The organism is Ruegeria sp. BB7 (genome assembly GCF_056539365.1).
On sequence record NZ_JBQFUV010000016.1, the window covers coordinates 22,519 to 40,066 of the forward strand.

Genomic DNA, 17,548 nt, shown 5'->3' on the forward strand with positions numbered 1-17,548 from the left:
GGTCGGAGTTCGCAGAACGAAACAAATAATCTGAATACTTCAGTTGCTTAAGAGACGCTGGCGAGTATCTTGAGGCGACTTACCTATTTAAGAGGTGATCTGGGATGGCATCATCTCGAACAAATAAAGGACTGCTGATTTGCGTTTTGTTAGCAATGTTGCCGGGATGTGGCAGCAAGGCCCAAGATCAGGGTGCAACGTCCGAAACGGCCACCCAAGCCGATGGCTCTAATAACACTGCTTCATTTGCAACATCGGGAATTGATCCTGCCACCTATGCCGGTCGGTTTCAGATCAAACTGACCAAGGAAGTTCCGCTGCGCGATATTCCCGTTCCCTTCACCGTCTACAGCGGCCTCGAAGAAGCCAGCCCGACCCGTTTGCGGTTGAAGGCCTTCATGGACTTGCGCGGATTGCAGGAAAAAGCACCAGAAATACTGACAGGTCCTTTGGAAGAAAGCTGTAAACGTCAGATCTATCTCGAGATCCGAGACGTTACCGCCATAGGTGAAACCGTAAAGGTCGAAGGGTCAGCCCGTGCCCAATTCACGCGGTGCAAACGGAATGAAGAACCAGGCTTTCGTTACTTTGGCGCGACCGTAGACGCGGTTGCGATTGCCAAAGCCGTGGTAAAGGACCAATGCCTTACATTCAGCATTGAAGGAGTTGATCTTGACCCCCGCGGGTTCATCGGCGCTATCTCCAACCTTTTCGGGCTGACCAACCGCATCAACGAAGCCGTTCTGGAAAAGGGTGGCGAGTTCTTGGCTGCCAATCCGGTTTGTCCGCCGCTGCCCGAAGAATTCACCGTTCTCGACCCGATCTATGAATCCGGAGGCACACGCGAAATCGCTCCTGGAGGGATGGGGGCAGCCGTTGTCGGGTCCGCGGATGTCAGCGCCGAAACGATAGTCAAAGTCCTCGGGGGGCTGAAGGAACTTGGCGTATTGGAGTTTGCGGAATGAGGCTTTGGTTTTTGATACCGGCTTTGATGGCAGCTGCACTGGATGCCCGAGATGCCAACGCTCAACAGGTGCATTTTGACATCGACGCGACCCTACCGGTTCGTGATACGGAACTGCCGTACACGCTTGATCTGAATCTAACCGCTACGGCCCCCACACGGATCGGGGTGGGGGCTCTGCTCGATCTGCGTGAAATACAGAAAATTGTGCCAGAGCGCATGGCAGACAATGCGATTGTCGACAATTGCGGCCTGCAAGTGCGTCTTGATGATTTGAGCTTTCAAGCCCAGGACGAGACAATCGGTCTGGACGGGGGCGTGACCATCACGATCTTCGAATGCAGCCGAACCAGCGAACGCGACTTTCAGCGAGGTGAACAAAAAAGGGCTATCCTGGCGAACATGTCCACCCAAGCGACTGTCGAGCTGCGTAACAACTGCGCCTATTTCAAGCTGATTGATCTTACCCTTACAGCCCCCGAAGCGCAGCGAGAGCAACTTCTGGAAGACGATACTCTCGACTCTGTAAAGGAACTGATGCTGGCCGCCGTAGACCTTGTCTTGAATGAAACCCCGTTGTGTCCTGAACTGCCCGCGGAACTTGCGTCACTTGACCCGGTTTATGAAAATGGCGGCCCAAAGGAGATCGGAGACGGCGGGCTTGGTGTATTCTTGGACGGCTCTGTGGATATCAGCCCGTCGACAATTCTCGACATTCTTACAGTCCTTCAACAAAGAAAACTGATTCCCGGCCCGCCATAACCGCAAAGCACTTTGATGGGTCTTGTAGTAACCTTCCTTTCGCTTTCGAGCTTGAGAACTGGGTTGTCATGAAAACAAAAAACGCCGCGATGCTCGTGGCAGCGCGGCGTCAATAAATAAGTTGGCGGGCTTATTAGCCCTGCTTCGTAACCTGCGTAAAGTCCAGCTCGACCGGGGTTTCACGGCCAAAAATCGAAACCGATACCTTCAGCTTCTGGTTCTCGTCGTCCACGCCTTCGACCATGCCGTCGAAATCCTCGAACGGGCCATCGTTGACCTTGACCTTCTCGCCGACCTCGAAGGTGATCATCAGCTTGGGCGCTTCTTCACCTTCCTGAACGCGGTTGAGGATCTGGTTCACCTCGGCATCGCGCATCGGCATCGGGCGGCCCTGCGGGCCGAGGAAACCGGTGACGCGGTTGATCGAGTTCACGAGGTGATAGCCCTGATCGGACATTTCCATATGCACCAGCACGTAGCCGGGCATGAAGCGGCGTTCGGTCGTAACCTTCTTGCCCCGGCGCACTTCGATCACCTCTTCGGTGGGCACCAGAACTTCGTCGATATCGTCCTCAAGGCCCTGCTCGGCCACAGACGTGCGGATCTGTTCTGCGATCTTCTTTTCGAAATTCGAAAGAACGCTGACCGAGTACCACCGTTTCGCCATGAACCTGTCGTCCTTGTTTGCCTTCGGTGCCTTCGGAATGCCTGAAGCACCGTCATTGAAATTCTATCACGTGACCCGGAATAAAAAGCGGCGCGCAGCCCGAATCGCCGCACGCCCATTCCGAATAGTACCGTGTCAACTACTCTGACATTGCGCGCTGTGCAAGGGGGCAGTGGCGTTTCCGCACTGCCGGAACCACCTTAGCCGAACATGCCAAGGACCAGTTGCAATCCGCCGCGAATGCCTAGATCAACCAGCGCGAAAAACACGGCCGTCAAAGCCGCCATGATGAACACCATGACCGTGGTCAGCAGAACCTCGCGACGGGTCGGCCAGACGACCTTTGCAACTTCGGCACGGACTTGCTGAATGAACTGGATCGGATTCATAGTTGCCATTTGGCTTGGTTCTCTCTGCTAGCGGATAGGCCGGACATAACCGGGCATTGCGGCAATTTCAAGGGCGGTTGGACGCGACGGATCAGGGCTTGGGCTTGTCGTCCCATTCATCACTTAGGATGCGGCGCGCATCGCCCTCGGGGTCGTCATATTGGTTGGACCGAACCGTATAGATAAAAGCCACAAGGCCAACCCCTCCCAAAAACAGGGAAATCGGGATCAGATAGGCCAGAACTTCCATATCAACTACCTCAGGCGCAGGGCATTCAGGGACACAGTGATGGACGAGGTCGACATCGCCAGCGCCGCAATCAAAGGCGTGGCTAAACCGGCCACCGCCAGCGGCACTGCAATAATATTATAGACGGTGGCGATACGGAAGTTCTCGCGAATCCGTTTGGTCGCTTTGACGGCGGTGTCGCAGGCGTCGGCAATCGGGGCCAGATCGTTGCCCAGCAGCACAATATCCGACGCTACCCGCGCGGCGTCCAGCGCCGAGGCGGGTGAGATCGACACATGCGCAGCCGCCAGTGCGGCTGTGTCGTTCAAGCCATCGCCAACCATCAGCACACGGCGACCCTGTTCGCTCAGTTCCTGCACGCGGGCGGCCTTATCCTGTGGCAAAGCCTGTGCGATCCAGTTTTCAATCCCAAGCTTTTCAGCCAGGCCCTGAACTGCGCCCTGCGTGTCACCTGAAATGAGGAGGACTTCGTTGCCCGCATCCCGGAACGCCTGCACAGCTTCAGCAGCGCCAGGGCGCAAGCTGTCAGAGAACAGAAAGGCCACCGGTTCTTGCCCCGAGATTGATAACCAAGCAGCGGTTTGATTACCTTCGTCCGCGCCGGTCCACACCGCCCGGCCCAGACGGACGAGCTGACCATGATAGGAGCCTTCGGTGCCATATCCCGGCACTTCGACAACACCGGTCAAGCGAGCCGGTTTGATCCCGGCCTCCCGCGCGGATTTAGCCAGCGAAACCGACAGTGGATGCGAGGACGCCTCGGCCAAAGCCAGAGCGACCTCAAGATCAACTCGGGAATGGTCCCCCAGGTTAGTCATTTCAGGCGCACCCGAGGTCAACGTACCGGTCTTGTCGAAGACGACCGTATCGACCTCAGCCAGACGTTCCAGCGCGGTGGCATGCTTGATGAGCATCCCCTTGCGGAACAGGCGCCCTGAGGCTGCTGTGGTCACCGCAGGGACCGCGAGACCCAGCGCGCAGGGGCAGGTTATGATCAGAACGGCAGCGGCGATGTTCAACGCAGTGCGGATATCGCCAGAATAAATGTACCAGCCCAGAAAGCTGAGCGCCGACAGGATATGCACACCCGGCGCGTAAAGTTTGGCCGCCTTGTCCGCCAGCGAGGTATAGCGCGACCGGCCGGATTCAGCGATGGCCACCAGATCGGCCATACGATGCAGCGACGTTTCCTCGCCCACCGCCGTCGCGCGGATGGTCAGCGGGCCGGTTAGGTTGACCTCACCTGCGCTGACACTCAGACCCGCTTCGGCGAAGACAGGCAGGGTTTCTCCGGTTAGCAGGGACCGGTCGAGCTCCGACTGACCCGAGACAATCTCGCCATCCACCGGCATACGACCACCGGGACGTACGAGGATCAGATCACCGACGTTCAGCGCAGCAACGGCAACCTCTTCTTCCGCATCACCGACCAGTCGAATGGCGCGCGGCACCTCAAGCGCAGTCAGTTCCTCAGCCGCAGACCGCGCTGCGGCACGAGTGCGGTAGTCCAGATAACGACCGGCCAGCAGGAAAAAGGTCAGCGTTAGGGCCGCGTCGAAATAGGCGTGCTCACCGCTTAACGCGGTTTCCCAAAGCGATGTCACCAGCGCCAGCACGATTGCCAGAACAATTGGCACGTCCATGTTCAGCCTTCGAACACGCAAAGCCGACCAGGCATTTGCAAAGAAAGGCTGTCCGGAAAACGCAATCGCAGGCAACGCAATCGCCGCCGATATCCAGTGGAACATATCGCGCGTGGCGTCTGATGCCCCGGACCAGACCGACACCGACAATAGCATCACATTCATCGATGCGAACCCGGCCACGGCCAGCCGCATCAGCAGATCACGCCCTGCCTTATCCGCTTGCGTGGCCGACAATGCACCGGGGTCCAATTCATGCGCCTCAAAGCCCGCACGCTCCAACACCGGGATCAGGTCGACGGCGCGCAGATCGGGCGCAGCTTTGATCATTGCACGCTTGAGCGTCAGGTTGACCCTTGCGCTCTCAACCCCCGGGTGGGCGTTCAGCTCACGTTCAACGGTTGCAATACAGGCCGAGCAATGAATACCCGGCAGCGACAACGCTATCTGTACATCCTGCGGGATGGGCTGCGCCGGTTCCGCCGGACTGGCAATGCACCCCGGACAAGCTGCTGTGCCAGATGTCAGTTGCGCCGCCATCCGGTCACCCCTTCACATATAGCGGCACACGCTGCGCGAATTCCGACCCGTCCCGATCCTTGGCGACAAGGCGGATATTCCAGTTCCCCTCACCCAGCGCTGCCGGGGTCGAGTAGGCCTGACCGTCAAAAGTGAAATCAGGCGAGAAATCCTCTTTCACGTGAGTGGCACGCCCGACTACGGCCTGCAGTTCGGCCACTTCGACCGGAGCGCCAGTTTTGTCGGTGATATACAGAATCAACAGACCGCCGTTGACCTCAACCCGGATGTCCCAACCCAGCGCCTGCTGTTCCTGCAGCCGCTCATTGAACTCCTGACTTGCGACATAGGAATTTTTGACCTCGAGCCCCGGAAAAGTTTTAACCGCGCTGTAGGCCAGCACAAGGTTCACGGCGATGATTACACCAAAGGCCGCGACAAATACCGCAAGGGCATGCTTTCCGGTAAACTGACGCTCGGCCATTTTAGTTTCCTCGTCCGTTGAACGTGGTGTCCTTCGAGGCGCGCTCACCGCTCTTCAGATCTTCGACCCAGATCCGGACCGGAGTCGAATCCGCAGCCGCCGGACCAGTTTCCTTACGCGCAATGATGTACACGCGTTGCAGCTGAGCAGTATCCGCCGTGACGTTGACGGTATCAAGGTTTGTGCCTTCGATCACCACTCGCATCGCGGAGTCACCAGAGAGGGACAGTTTGAACAGACGGTCCTCGCCATGTTTGTTGCGCAGACGCACATCATAGGTATTACGGATCGTGCCGTCTGACAGGGTTACGAAGGTCGGGTTGCGCACCGGTGCCACGGTCAGGTCGATATCCGAGCGGATGAATAGGGCGAACAACAAGGCAAAGCCGACCGCCGCCCACATGGACGTGTACATGATGGTCCGGGGCCGCAGGATATGTTTCCAAACATTCTTTGGCGGCTGACCGGATTTTTCACGTGTCTCGTCACTCAGAGCCATATAGTCGACAAGGCCGCGCGGCTTCCCGATCTTGGCCATCATGTCATCGCAAGCATCGATGCACAGCGCGCAGGTGATACACTCCAATTGCTGACCATCACGAATGTCGATGCCCACCGGGCAGACGTTCACGCAGGCCATGCAATCGATGCAATCACCCAACTCGGAATCGGCTGTTCGCTTACCCTTGCCGCGCGGCTCACCCCGCCATTCACGGTAGCCGACGACCAGAGTGTCTTCATCCATCATTGCGGCCTGGATACGCGGCCACGGGCAGGCGTAGATGCAGATTTGTTCGCGGGCAAACCCACCGAACAAAAAGGTCGTACCAGTCAGAATAAGAACAGTAGTGTAAGCGACCGGGTGTGCATTGCCGGTGACCAGATCGCGCAGCAACGTCGGCGCGTCTGCGAAATAAAACACCCAGGCCCCGCCCGTCGCCAGACCGATCAAGAGCCAGACGGTCCATTTCGTCACCCGCAGTCGGACCTTGCGGAAATCCAGTTTTTCCTGACGATGCAGACGCAAACGCGCATTCCGGTCACCTTCGATCCAACGCTCGACGAGAATATAGAGGTCGGTCCATACAGTCTGCGGACAAGCGTAGCCGCACCAGACACGTCCCAGCGCCGAGGTGAACAGAAACAGCCCCAGACCCGCCATGATCAGCAGGCCTGCCACGAAATAAAACTCATGCGGCCAGATTTCGATCCAGAAAAAGTAAAAACGCCGGTTTGCCAGATCCAGCAGCACTGCCTGATCCGGCAGGCTGGGTCCACGATCCCACCTGATCCACGGCGTTATGTAGTAAATGCCCAGCGTTACCGCGAGGATGATCCATTTCAGGTTTCGAAACGGCCCGGACACGCGTCTGGGAAAAATCGGCTCCCTTGCAGCGTAAAGGCTGGGGGCGGGGTCGGAATCGCTCACGAGCTGGCTCCAGATATGGCTGGTATAATAGGCGTCTTCTTCCAGAACACAAAGATAGCCACTTTGACATGGGTCAAAAGCGCATCGCACAGACACCTTTTGTCACATCTTACCAGCTTGTCGCCTGAGCCAGCCAACAAAAGTTTTGACCGCAGGGCGCAACGGCGTATTTCCGGTAACAATGTGGTATCCAAGCGTGCCACGCTCTCGAAACAGCTCAATGACACGTGCAGCTTCAATATCGGCCTCAACAAAATGTCGCACCGTGACTGCCGCGCCCTGACCAGCCCGCACCCCTTCCAAAACCAGATTTCCGGGCATTGCGATCCGACCTGCGCTGGGGCCTCGTTCGGCGCCGTGCCGGGCCAGCCAAGTGGTGGTTTCAGTGCTGCCAAGCTCCTCAAGCCAGGGCAATTGGCTCAGCTCATCCGGCGTCAATGACGTCTTACCACCCAATAATGAGGGCGCGGCAACAATCACGATAGGGCTTTGCAGCAACAGTTCCGCATTCAGGCCCGGCCAATCGCCATCGCCGTACCGGATCGCCACATCCACTCCACCCGGGCGCAAACTCACAATCTTGGGCGAAGGATCCAGCGCCAAGGGGATATCTGAATGGAGAGCCTGAAACGCCGGCAGGCGTGGCATCAGCCAAGAAGCGGCAAAAGTAGGGGTCAATGAAACATGAACGGGGCGATCCTCAGCAAGGTGCATCAGATCAGCGACGGCATCTCCAATGGCACCAAACCCAAGCTGCAGGGAACGGGCCAGTTTTTCGCCTTCGGCTGTTAGCCGCAGTGACTTCCCGCGCCGATCCAACAGGGCGGTACCAAGATGTTTTTCGAGCGCACGCAACTGCTGACTAATGGCAGCGTGGCTAACATTCAATAAATCACCAGCCTTTACCACGTTCCTGGTTTGGGCAAAGGCATGAAAGGCTTTCAGCGATGAAAGTGGCGGCATCTTCATCCAGTCCATATGTAATCCATACTTACATAACCGAATTACAATTGAGTCGCATTTCCGCCCCGAAAAATCAATCTTGAACTCAATCGGAAGAACAAAAAAGGAAAGATAAGATGCTATCGATTCTCGCCCAATCCTTTCTGGTTGCCACCCAGACGGATAACTGCAAAACACCTGAGTACCGCGAGAGGGCGCTCGATGAGTACTGGTGGAAGAAAACAAAGCGCGCTTCACATTCCTGTTCGAAATAACAGGCACTATGGACCGGACCAAAACGGGTCACTAGTCTGAGGTTGTAGCACCGGCTGTTCAGGAAACGCGCGAACAGATGGAACAGCCGGTGCCTCAACCTTCGGGCGGCGAGCCGTCCGAAGGTATTCTTTTGCCTTTACTGACCGCCACCCAACTGGTGGACGTATGCCGTGACAGCGCGGATTTGCGCATCGGTCAGACGGTTTTCCCAAGCAGGCATCACGCCAAAGCGGCTGTAAGTGACCGTTTCGGTCAGAGCTTCTTCACTGCCGCCATAGAGCCAGATCGCATCGGTCAGGTTCGGTGCGCCTTGGAACACGTCGCCAGTACCGTCTTCGCCGTGGCAGGCTGCGCAATTGTCTTCAAAGACAACCTTGCCAGCCTGTGCCGCCGCTTCATCAGACTGTGCATTGGTCAGCGACATCACGTACTGAACCACTTGGGCGATTTCTTCCTTCTCGAGGATTTCGCCAAAGGCCGGCATCTCAGAATAGCGAGCATCGTCGCTTTCTTCGTTCCGGATACCGTGGGCAATGGTGAACTCGATATCTTCGAGCGTACCGCCCCACAGCCATGCGTCATCCAGCAAGTTCGGGAAGCCTGGCGCACCCTGTGCACCCGAGCCGTGACACTGTGCACACCAGGTGCGGAACACCGCGCCACCTGCGTTCACTGCGTATTGCTGCAGTTCAGCATCGGACGAAATCTGTTCCAGCGGCGTTTCGACCAGCTTGGCGTTCCAAGGCGCATTGGCCTCTTCAAAGGAAACCATTTCTTCCTGCACTTCACCGCGCGAGGACCAGCCGGTCACGCCAGCCGTTGCCGACTGTACCAGAGGCCATGCGGGATACATGATCGTGTAGATCACACCCCAGATGATGGTGACGTAGAAGGTCCACAGCCACCAGCGGGGCATCGGGTTGTCGAACTCTTCCAAACCGTCCCAGCTGTGCCCGGTTGTCTTAGGGTCGCCCGGCAGTTTTTCAGGTGTTTTGCTCATGGCCGCGCCTCCTTGGATGTGGCGGGTTTATCTTCGTGCCGGAAGGGGATGTTGGCGGTGTCCTTGTATTCCTTGCTGGCGCCGGGGCGGAAAACCCAGACAATAATGCCGACAAAGAAGACAAACAGCACAAGCAGCATCCAGCTATCCGCGAACTGCCGTAAGAGTGTATATTCTTCCATCACACCCTCCTTATCGGCTTGCGTCCGGGGTGAAGGTCGAGAAATCGACCAGCGTTCCCAGCATCTGCAGATAAGCGACCATCGCATCCGCTTCGGTCAGCTCAGGCTGACCGTCGAAGTTGCGAACGCTGACCTTGTCGCCATAACGCTCCAGCAGCCCGTCATAATCACTGTCCGGGTCGGCCTGCGCACGGAAATCGGCCTGAGCGTTCGCCAGCATCTCTTCGGTATAGGGCGTACCCACAACCGCGTTCGCCTTCATGATGTCGGCGATATACTTGCCGTCGATCTTGCGATGCTCAAGGAAGCCATATTTCGGCATGACCGATTCAGGCACCACCGACTGTGGGTCACGCAGGTGGTCTACGTGCCACTGATCGGAATAGCGGCCGCCAACACGCGCCAGATCAGGCCCGGTGCGTTTGGAACCCCACTGAAACGGGTGGTCATACATCGATTCAGCCGCCAGCGAGTAGTGGCCATAGCGTTCAACCTCATCCCGCATCGGGCGGATCATCTGGCTGTGGCACACATAGCAGCCTTCGCGAATGTAGATCTCACGCCCCGCCATTTCCAAAGGTGTGTAAGGGCGCATGCCCTCCACTTTCTCGATGGTGTTCTCAAGATAGAACAGGGGTGCGATCTGAACGATGCCACCGATGGTCACGACCAAAAAGCTGAATACCAGCAGGAGGGTCGCGTTGGTCTCGAGGATCTTATGTTTGTCGAGAATTGCCATTGCTCCGGCCCTCCTTATTCAGCCGGGACCGCGACGGTCAGGCTAGCCTCTTTGGCCGGCGCTTTCCGCACAGTCATCCACAGGTTGTAGCACATGATCACAGCACCAGCGACGAACAACACGCCACCCAGAGCACGCACCACATACATCGGGAACTTCGCGGCCACGGTGTCGGCGAACGAGTTCACCAGGAAGCCGTTGGCATCCACTTCACGCCACATCAGGCCTTCCATGATACCGGTGACCCACATCGACGCGGCATAGAGAACGATGCCGATAGTGGCGAGCCAGAAGTGCCAGCTGACCATTTGCAGCGAGTACAGACGCTCACGCTTCCACAGGACGGGCACCAAGAAGTACAGCGCACCAAAGGTGATCATACCGTTCCAGCCCAGCGCGCCCGAGTGCACGTGACCAATGGTCCAGTCGGTGTAGTGGCTGAGCGAGTTCACAGCGCGGATCGACATCATCGGACCCTCGAACGTGGACATGCCGTAGAAGCCGACCGAGATCACCATCATCCGGATCACCGGGTCGGTGCGCAGTTTGTCCCAGGCCCCCGACAGGGTCATCAGACCGTTGATCATACCACCCCACGAAGGCATCCACAGGATGACCGAGAACACCATGCCCAGCGTCGAGGCCCAATCCGGCAACGCGGTATAGTGCAGGTGGTGCGGACCGGCCCAGATATACAGGAAGATCAGCGCCCAGAAGTGGATGATCGACAACTTGTACGAAAACACCGGACGCTCGGCCTGTTTCGGAATGAAGTAATACATCATGCCCAAGAAGCCTGCGGTCAGGAAGAAGCCCACGGCGTTGTGGCCATACCACCACTGGATCATGGCATCTTGAACGCCCGACCAGACGATGACTGATTTCGAACCCCAAATGCTGACCGGGATGGTCATGTTGTTGACAAGGTGCAGCATGGCAACAGTGACGATGAACGCGAGATAGAACCAGTTTGCCACGTAGATGTGAGGCTCTTTCCGCTTGACCACGGTGCCGAGGAACACGGCCAGATAGGCAACCCAGACGATGGTCAGCCACAGGTCAACATACCATTCGGGTTCCGCATATTCCTTGGACTGGGTGCCGCCCAGAACATAGCCGGTCGCAGCCAGCACGATGAACAGCTGGTAACCCCAGAACACAAACCACGCCAGATTGCCGCCCCACAGGCGCGCGGCGCTGGTGCGTTGCACCACATAGAAAGACGTCGCGATCAGCGCGTTGCCGCCAAACGCAAAAATCACCGCCGAGGTGTGCAGCGGACGCAAACGGCCAAAATTCAGATAACCCTGAGCCCATTCGAAGTTCAGCACCGGGAAGGCCAGCTGAAACGCGATAAAGGTCCCCGCCAGGAACCCGACCACGCCCCAAAAGGCGGTCGCAATCACGCCATAGCGGATCACGTCATCCATGTACTCACCCGAGCGGTCGACTAGAATATCTGGCTCATCGGTGTTTCGAAGCGTCCAGATGAACAAACCACCGGCGATCAGCATCACCAGAATTGCATGCACCTGATACGCCAAATCGCGTGCATAATTGGACCCGATCGCGGCAAATACCACGACGAGACCAAGCACGATCAGCTTGATGTAATTTGACATATTGCGTCCCTTTGCCATGCCCCGCGCGATTCTTTATGTGTCGCAGGACCTTTTTGACTGGCTGTTGTTTTGTCCGACAGAGGCCGGAACTGCTTTGATCTGTGTCAAGACAATAGCCTGAATTCTATGACTATCGTGTATTGTCTGCTGAGGCATCAAGCCGCAGCACGACGCGCGTTCAAGGCACGAGGTCAATATGGCGTATAAATCGCTTCTCACAGTCATCACAGATGCAAAGCAAAGCCGACCGGCACTGGCACAGATGGCCGCTCTGGCGCATGCGCAGGATGCACATGCCGAAGCACTGTGTCTGGGCGTCGACCGCAGCCAGACAGGGTACTATTATGCCGGTGCTAATGCGCTGATTCTTCAGGAAACACTCAACCGTGCAAACGCTGAAGCCGAAGAAGTTCTGGCTTATGCAAAGAACTATCTGGGTAAGACAGGGACCCGCTGGTCCGCCGAAAGTGGCGTAGCACAGATCGCCGATATCGGGCGCCATGTGGCCCATCGTTCCCGCTTCTCGGATCTTGTCATTCTGCCACAACCCTATGGAAAAGATTGCGGCGCCGAGGCCGAGCCGATCATCGAAGCCGCCATGTTCGAAGGTCATGCGCCGGTTCTGGTCACGCCCGACGATACGACTCCGTTCGACCGCCCCGGCACAATCCTGCTTGGGTGGAACGAAAGTGTCGAGGCAATGCGGGCCACCCGACGTGCCCTACCCTTCCTGATTCAAGCCGATCTGGTGCGCATTGTAGTGATTGACCCGCCGCGCCATGGCCCCGATCGCTCGGACCCCGGCGGAATGCTGTCACAGATGCTGGCCCGCCATGGTGTGAAATGTGAGATCGACGTGCTCAGCAAGACGATGACCCGCGTGTCCGATATCCTAAACCGGCACGCCTCGGACACCCAGGCCGATATGATCGTAATGGGGGCCTATGGGCATTCGCGATTCCGCGAGGCCATTCTGGGCGGCGCCACCAGAAACATGTTGGAGCAGGCTTCGGTCCCAGTGTTCTTGGCGCACTAGGTGAACCTTCCTAAAAAGCCGCCCTTTGGGGCGGTTTTCTATTTCTTCACTAGCCCAATCAGGAACAGCAGGATCACTGCGCCGATGGTCGCAAATAGGATCGAGGACAAGACACCCCCACCAATGGAGAAACCCAGAGCCGGGAAAATCAAACCGGCCAGAAATGCACCGACGACGCCAACAATAATATTGCCGATCAAGCCAAAACCACGGCCTTCCATGATTTTGCCTGACAGCCATCCGGCGACCGCGCCAATGAAAAGCATCGCCAGAATGCTACTAAATACCATTACTTACTCCTGAAGTTTGCCTCGTTCAGGGCCAGTTAAACATGACGTCAAAGCACAGTCACGCGGCAAGCATCAAATCGGAAACCCGCCATCCGAATCGTCACCAGCCTCTTCCATCAGGCGCCCCATATCCGGGATTGTGACGTGGCGCTTGCCCTCAAGTAAGATGATCTGATCCTTTTTCAGGGCCGAAATCTGACGGCTTACCGTTTCCAGCGTCAGGCCCAGATAATCGGCCATCGCCTCGCGGGTCAGTGGCAGATCAAACACGATCGGGCCAACATTGCCCTTCTGGCTGATCGACGCATCGCGGCGGGCAATGATCGACAACAGGCTGGCAATTTTCTCGCGTGCGGTCTTACGTCCCAATACCAGCATCCATTCGCGGGCTGCATCCAACTCGTCCAGCGTCATCTGCAACAAGCGGTGCGCGATATGCGGCGTTGAGCTCATTAACTCTTCAAAGGGTTTTTTACGAAAACAGCACATGACCAGATCAGTGGTCGCCTGTACGTCATAGGGCGCAGATTCGCGCCCGGGGCGCCCGACGAAATCACTGGGCAGCAACAGACCTACCATTTGAGTACGCCCGTCCTCCATCGTCTGCGTCAAAGACGCGATTCCAGACACGACAGAACCAACAAAGTTCATCTGATCCCCGGACCAGATGATCGTCTGACCAGCTTCGAAACTGCGGTAATACTTAATGCCTTCAAGCTCTTCCAACTCATCCGCATCACAGTGCGCGCACACTGCGCGATGCCGGATGGGGCAATCTTCACAGTTCGTGTGGTCGACTTTGAATATCGGTGTCATGCGCGTTTCCATTTGATCTTGGTCAAAGCAACTTGGCGGGCCGTCCCATAAAGGTATCGCCATGACTGTGAAACCTCAATTGGCAAAGCTTGGACTATTTGACGCGAAAGTCCCGCGTTACACAAGCTATCCCACCGCGCCCCAATTCAGCAATGACGTGGAGGCAAGTCTTTATGGTGACTGGATTTCCGGGATCAAACCCGGCAGTCAAGTTTCGCTGTACATCCATGTACCATTCTGCCGCAGATTGTGCTGGTTCTGTGCCTGCCGGACGCAAGGTACGCAGACCGATAATCCGGTGATTGCCTATGTGGACGTTCTGAAGGCCGAACTGGATCTTTTGGCCGCGCGCCTGCCCGAGGGCGTCACCCTGTCGCGCCTGCATTGGGGCGGCGGCACACCAACCCTGCTGAACCCGGATTTGATGCGTGAACTGGCGGCACGGATTCTTGAGGTGGTGCCACTGGGGCCGAACGCCGAATTCTCAGTTGAGATCGACCCAAACGAGATTGATGAGGCCCGCCTCGACGCATTGGCCGAGGCCGGGATGAACCGCGCCTCAATCGGGGTGCAGGATTTCGACGCCGAGATTCAAAAAACCATTGGGCGCATTCAAAGCTATGACACCACGCGCGAAGCCGTGGATATGATCCGCGCCCGCGGAATCACAAGCCTGAACGCCGATATCCTGTATGGGCTGCCGCACCAGACCAAGGCACGGATGACGGAAAGCGTGCAGAAACTGCTGTCGCTCAGCCCGGATCGCGTAGCACTTTACGGCTATGCCCATGTTCCCTGGATGGCCAAACGGCAACAGCTGATCCCTTCAGACGCGCTGCCCACACCAGAAGAACGGCTGGACCTGTTTGACACGGCCCGCCGCCTGTTCATGTGGGACAATTACGCCGAGATCGGCATCGACCACTTTGCCACGCAGGATGACGGCCTGACCCGTGCCTTGAAAGCCGGGCAGCTTAAGCGGAACTTCCAAGGCTACACTGACGATCAGGCCGATGTCCTGATCGGCGTCGGTGCCAGCTCGATTTCGCGCTTTCCGCAGGGATATGCCCAGAACGCGCCTGCGACTTCGGCCCACACCAAGGCGATCCGCGAAGGACGGTTCTCGACCTCGCGCGGCCACCTGTTCAAAGGGCAAGACGTCCTGCGCGCCCGGTTGATCGAGGCGCTGATGTGCGACTTCCAGATCAATAGCTCCGAGATACTGCGCGACCACGACATTACCAAGGCCGAGCTGCAGGGCATGTACCAAAAGGCCAATGCCGCCTTTGACGGCCTGCTGCGGATTACCGAGGACGGGTTGTTCATCCCGATCGAGGCGCGCCCGCTGACCCGCATGATTGCTGGCAGTTTCGACGCTTATGATCTGAGCAAAGCTGGCCACAGCTCGGCAATCTGACCCGATAGAAGGTCAGGGCTTGACGCGGCGGGTCAGTTTTTTCCAAACTTGCAGGGCGGGTGGTACTCGCCCGCGCCTGAGGCAGGCCAAGTACCAGACAGTTCATGCCAACGCTTTCGCGTAAGGCTTTCCCTTTCGTGCAGCCGATCTGCAATTTGAAAGAGGGACAGCACCCATGCGCGTTTTCACCGTCCTCGGCCCCAGCCAATCGGGCAAAACCACTCTGGTCGAGGCTATTAGCCGCCTCGACGGGCGGCCCACCACATTCGACGTATCCGGAACCGTGCATTTGCACGGTTTTTCTTATTTGGACGAGCCCTGGTGCGCCATCGACGTAGATGGCGGCGGCGACAATCTGGCCTATGTCGGACCCGCCATGGCAATCTCGGATGCCGCTGTAGTGGTCGTGCCACCCGACCCAAACGCTGCTGTGCTCTGCGCGCCCTACCTGCGTCTGGTCGAAGAGGCTGGCATACCCTGTTTTCTGTTCATCAATCGGATGGACAATCCCAACGGCCGGGTTCGCGACATCATCTCGGCGCTGCAAACCTATTGCACCCACCACATAGCCCTGCGGCAAGTGCCGATCCGCGAAGGCGAAGATATTGTCGGCGCAGTCGACCTGATATCTGAGCGGGCGTGGAAATATCAGGAAGGGCAGCCCTCGGCCCTGATCGAGCTGCCTCAATCGGTCGAGGATCGCGAACAGGAAGCCCGCACGGAATTGTTGGAAACCCTGTCGGATTTCGACGACAACCTGCTGGAGCAGCTGATTGAGGACAAGCAGCCACCCAGTGCCGAGGTTTATGAACTGGCCGCACAGGTGCTGCAGAACCACCAGCTGATTCCCGCCTGCCTGGGCGCAGCCAGCCACGGCAATGGGCTGACCCGCCTGATGAAAGCCCTGCGGCACGAAGCGCCGGAATTCGACATCGCCGCCGGTCGCGATGAAGCCGAAGAAAATGCCCGCGCCATCGCCGGGTTTGCGGATGTGAAGAAACATATCGGCAAGATCGTGGTCCTGCGCGGGCTGGGCGCAGGTGTGAAGGCACATGAAAATCTGGGCGGTGAAACGGTGGGCAACCTGACAACGCTGGACGCCAAGACACAGATCTCCGAACTGCCCGCAGGACAAATCGGGCTTGCGGTGAAGTCCGACCACCTGAACCCCGGCAACCTTTATGACAGTACGTCAGCCACCCCACTGCCTGAATGGGCAGCCTCACACCCGGCGGCACATCGGCAGATCGTGTCACCCGCGCACGAGCGTGATGACGTGCGCCTGTCCAACGCGCTGTCTCGTCTGGTCGAGATCGACCCGGGCCTGCATTTGGCGCAGGATGAGCTCAGCGGTCACGCCGTTTTGGGGTCTCAGGGGCCGCAGCACATGCGGCGCGTCTCGGGCAAACTGGCCGAAGATTTCGGTATCGAGATCGCCACCGATCCGGTTGAGACCGCCTATCGCGAGACCATCCGCACGCCGATCGAACATCGTCACCGCCATCGCAAGCAATCGGGCGGCGCAGGGCAGTTCGCCGACGTGGTAATCTCGGTCGCGCCCATGCCGCGCGGGTCCGGGTTTCAGTTCGAAGAAATCGTCAAGGGAGGTGCAGTGCCCAAAAACTATATCCCGTCCGTCGAACACGGTGCCAAGGACGCGCTGGCGCAGGGGCCGGAAGGCTTTCCCGTGGTTGACGTGAAGGTCACGCTCAGCGATGGTAAACACCACAACGTGGACAGCTCGGACTATGCGTTCCGAACCGCAGGCAAAAACGCTGTACGCGAGGCCCTGCCACAAGCCAAACCGGTCGTCCTGCAACCCATCCTGAACGCCGAGATTCACCTGCCTTCGGATTTCGTCGGCGATCTGGTTCCCACGATCAGTTCCTTGCAGGGTCAGGTTCTGGGCTTTGAGGGCAATCCCAATGCCTCGGGCTGGGAAATTTTCAACGCCCAACTACCTGCCGTGGCCGAAGACGAACTGCACCGCACCCTTGCCAGCGCCACGCGCGGCACCGGATGGGTCAAATTGACATTCGATCATTATGAAGAACTACGCGGACCGGTGCCAAAATCAACCGACCGCGAGAAAGCAAACGCCTGAATTCCGCACGTGGCGGG

Annotated in this window: 18 protein-coding genes; 5 read left to right on the top strand and 13 right to left on the bottom strand. The window is 57.6% G+C overall.

The window, feature by feature from the left end:
* The first annotated feature begins 104 nt into the window (after positions 1 to 104).
* Positions 105 to 965: a hypothetical protein gene (locus ACR0D7_RS17200; RefSeq protein WP_480680125.1), complete on the top strand. Its 861-nt coding sequence runs from the start codon at positions 105 to 107 to the stop codon at positions 963 to 965.
* Positions 962 to 1,726 (top strand): hypothetical protein, encoded by a 765-nt coding sequence (locus tag ACR0D7_RS17205; protein WP_480680126.1) that lies wholly within the window; start codon positions 962 to 964, stop codon positions 1,724 to 1,726. The genes ACR0D7_RS17200 and ACR0D7_RS17205 overlap by 4 nt, the downstream gene beginning before the upstream one ends.
* Before the next feature lie 133 nt (positions 1,727 to 1,859).
* Here ACR0D7_RS17205 and nusG read toward each other — a convergent pair whose 3' ends face one another.
* The 11 genes from nusG to ccoN form a co-directional block, all read right to left on the bottom strand.
* Positions 1,860 to 2,393 carry a transcription termination/antitermination protein NusG gene (gene nusG, locus ACR0D7_RS17210; RefSeq protein WP_170387635.1) on the bottom strand — a complete coding sequence of 178 codons (534 nt, stop codon included), beginning with the start codon at positions 2,391 to 2,393 and terminating at the stop codon, positions 1,860 to 1,862.
* Positions 2,394 to 2,593: 200 nt separating this feature from the next.
* Positions 2,594 to 2,791 (bottom strand): preprotein translocase subunit SecE, encoded by a 198-nt coding sequence (secE, locus tag ACR0D7_RS17215; protein ID WP_480680127.1) that lies wholly within the window; start codon positions 2,789 to 2,791, stop codon positions 2,594 to 2,596.
* 82 nt (positions 2,792 to 2,873) lie between these two features.
* A complete protein-coding gene (ccoS, locus tag ACR0D7_RS17220) occupies positions 2,874 to 3,032 on the bottom strand; it encodes a cbb3-type cytochrome oxidase assembly protein CcoS (RefSeq protein WP_170387639.1) in 159 nt (52 codons plus the stop codon).
* A 5-nt stretch (positions 3,033 to 3,037) separates the two neighbouring features.
* Positions 3,038 to 5,215, bottom strand: coding sequence for a heavy metal translocating P-type ATPase (locus ACR0D7_RS17225; RefSeq protein WP_480680128.1), 2,178 nt, complete (start codon positions 5,213 to 5,215; stop codon positions 3,038 to 3,040).
* Positions 5,216 to 5,219: 4 nt separating this feature from the next.
* A complete protein-coding gene (locus ACR0D7_RS17230; RefSeq protein ID WP_480680129.1) occupies positions 5,220 to 5,678 on the bottom strand; it encodes a FixH family protein in 459 nt (152 codons plus the stop codon).
* A gap of 1 nt (position 5,679) precedes the next feature.
* Positions 5,680 to 7,107: a cytochrome c oxidase accessory protein CcoG gene (ccoG, locus tag ACR0D7_RS17235; RefSeq protein WP_480680130.1), complete on the bottom strand. Its 1,428-nt coding sequence runs from the start codon at positions 7,105 to 7,107 to the stop codon at positions 5,680 to 5,682.
* 102 nt (positions 7,108 to 7,209) lie between these two features.
* Positions 7,210 to 8,085, bottom strand: a complete 876-nt coding sequence (locus tag ACR0D7_RS17240; protein ID WP_480680131.1) for a LysR family transcriptional regulator — start codon at positions 8,083 to 8,085, stop codon at positions 7,210 to 7,212.
* Between the two features lie 376 nt (positions 8,086 to 8,461).
* The gene (ccoP, locus tag ACR0D7_RS17245; protein WP_480680132.1) at positions 8,462 to 9,325 is read right to left on the bottom strand and encodes a cytochrome-c oxidase, cbb3-type subunit III; all 864 of its coding nucleotides are present in this window, start codon (positions 9,323 to 9,325) and stop codon (positions 8,462 to 8,464) included.
* Positions 9,322 to 9,507, bottom strand: a complete 186-nt coding sequence (locus tag ACR0D7_RS17250; protein WP_170387651.1) for a cbb3-type cytochrome oxidase subunit 3 — start codon at positions 9,505 to 9,507, stop codon at positions 9,322 to 9,324. The genes ccoP and ACR0D7_RS17250 overlap by 4 nt, the downstream gene beginning before the upstream one ends.
* A 10-nt stretch (positions 9,508 to 9,517) precedes the next feature.
* Positions 9,518 to 10,246 (bottom strand): cytochrome-c oxidase, cbb3-type subunit II, encoded by a 729-nt coding sequence (ccoO, locus tag ACR0D7_RS17255; protein ID WP_170387652.1) that lies wholly within the window; start codon positions 10,244 to 10,246, stop codon positions 9,518 to 9,520.
* Between the two features lie 14 nt (positions 10,247 to 10,260).
* Entirely contained in the window at positions 10,261 to 11,868 is a 1,608-nt protein-coding gene (ccoN, locus tag ACR0D7_RS17260; RefSeq protein ID WP_170387655.1) for a cytochrome-c oxidase, cbb3-type subunit I, read from the bottom strand.
* 196 nt (positions 11,869 to 12,064) lie between these two features.
* Here ccoN and ACR0D7_RS17265 point away from each other — a divergent pair, with 196 nt between their 5' ends.
* Entirely contained in the window at positions 12,065 to 12,904 is an 840-nt protein-coding gene (locus ACR0D7_RS17265) for a universal stress protein (RefSeq protein ID WP_480680133.1), read from the top strand.
* A gap of 38 nt (positions 12,905 to 12,942) precedes the next feature.
* Here the strand turns inward: ACR0D7_RS17265 and ACR0D7_RS17270 are convergent, their stop codons facing one another.
* Complete coding sequence (locus ACR0D7_RS17270; protein ID WP_480680134.1) at positions 12,943 to 13,194, bottom strand: GlsB/YeaQ/YmgE family stress response membrane protein; 252 nt, start codon at positions 13,192 to 13,194, stop codon at positions 12,943 to 12,945.
* A 72-nt stretch (positions 13,195 to 13,266) separates the two neighbouring features.
* Entirely contained in the window at positions 13,267 to 14,022 is a 756-nt protein-coding gene (fnrL, locus tag ACR0D7_RS17275; protein WP_480680135.1) for a transcriptional regulator FnrL, read from the bottom strand.
* A 49-nt stretch (positions 14,023 to 14,071) separates the two neighbouring features.
* On the opposite strand from fnrL, the gene hemN reads away from it, so the two are divergent.
* Together hemN and ACR0D7_RS17285 are read left to right on the top strand one after the other, a co-directional pair.
* Complete coding sequence (hemN, locus tag ACR0D7_RS17280) at positions 14,072 to 15,427, top strand: oxygen-independent coproporphyrinogen III oxidase (RefSeq protein ID WP_480680136.1); 1,356 nt, start codon at positions 14,072 to 14,074, stop codon at positions 15,425 to 15,427.
* A 175-nt stretch (positions 15,428 to 15,602) separates the two neighbouring features.
* Positions 15,603 to 17,531 (top strand): elongation factor G, encoded by a 1,929-nt coding sequence (locus tag ACR0D7_RS17285; RefSeq protein ID WP_480680137.1) that lies wholly within the window; start codon positions 15,603 to 15,605, stop codon positions 17,529 to 17,531.
* The last annotated feature ends 17 nt before the right edge of the window (positions 17,532 to 17,548 follow it).

Bases quoted from the DNA above. Each gene is read 5' to 3' on its own strand.
- ACR0D7_RS17200 (WP_480680125.1), top strand. From the start codon at position 105: ATGGCATCATCTCGAACAAATAAAGGACTGCTGATTTGCGTTTTGTTA.
- ACR0D7_RS17205 (WP_480680126.1), top strand. From the start codon at position 962: ATGAGGCTTTGGTTTTTGATACCGGCTTTGATGGCAGCTGCACTGGAT.
- nusG (WP_170387635.1), bottom strand. From the start codon at position 2,393: ATGGCGAAACGGTGGTACTCGGTCAGCGTTCTTTCGAATTTCGAAAAG.
- secE (WP_480680127.1), bottom strand. From the start codon at position 2,791: ATGGCAACTATGAATCCGATCCAGTTCATTCAGCAAGTCCGTGCCGAA.
- ccoS (WP_170387639.1), bottom strand. From the start codon at position 3,032: ATGGAAGTTCTGGCCTATCTGATCCCGATTTCCCTGTTTTTGGGAGGG.
- ACR0D7_RS17225 (WP_480680128.1), bottom strand. From the start codon at position 5,215: ATGGCGGCGCAACTGACATCTGGCACAGCAGCTTGTCCGGGGTGCATT.
- ACR0D7_RS17230 (WP_480680129.1), bottom strand. From the start codon at position 5,678: ATGGCCGAGCGTCAGTTTACCGGAAAGCATGCCCTTGCGGTATTTGTC.
- ACR0D7_RS17240 (WP_480680131.1), bottom strand. From the start codon at position 8,085: ATGGACTGGATGAAGATGCCGCCACTTTCATCGCTGAAAGCCTTTCAT.
- ccoP (WP_480680132.1), bottom strand. From the start codon at position 9,325: ATGAGCAAAACACCTGAAAAACTGCCGGGCGACCCTAAGACAACCGGG.
- ACR0D7_RS17250 (WP_170387651.1), bottom strand. From the start codon at position 9,507: ATGGAAGAATATACACTCTTACGGCAGTTCGCGGATAGCTGGATGCTG.
- ccoO (WP_170387652.1), bottom strand. From the start codon at position 10,246: ATGGCAATTCTCGACAAACATAAGATCCTCGAGACCAACGCGACCCTC.
- ccoN (WP_170387655.1), bottom strand. From the start codon at position 11,868: ATGTCAAATTACATCAAGCTGATCGTGCTTGGTCTCGTCGTGGTATTT.
- ACR0D7_RS17265 (WP_480680133.1), top strand. From the start codon at position 12,065: ATGGCGTATAAATCGCTTCTCACAGTCATCACAGATGCAAAGCAAAGC.
- ACR0D7_RS17270 (WP_480680134.1), bottom strand. From the start codon at position 13,194: ATGGTATTTAGTAGCATTCTGGCGATGCTTTTCATTGGCGCGGTCGCC.
- fnrL (WP_480680135.1), bottom strand. From the start codon at position 14,022: ATGGAAACGCGCATGACACCGATATTCAAAGTCGACCACACGAACTGT.
- hemN (WP_480680136.1), top strand. From the start codon at position 14,072: ATGACTGTGAAACCTCAATTGGCAAAGCTTGGACTATTTGACGCGAAA.
- ACR0D7_RS17285 (WP_480680137.1), top strand. From the start codon at position 15,603: ATGCGCGTTTTCACCGTCCTCGGCCCCAGCCAATCGGGCAAAACCACT.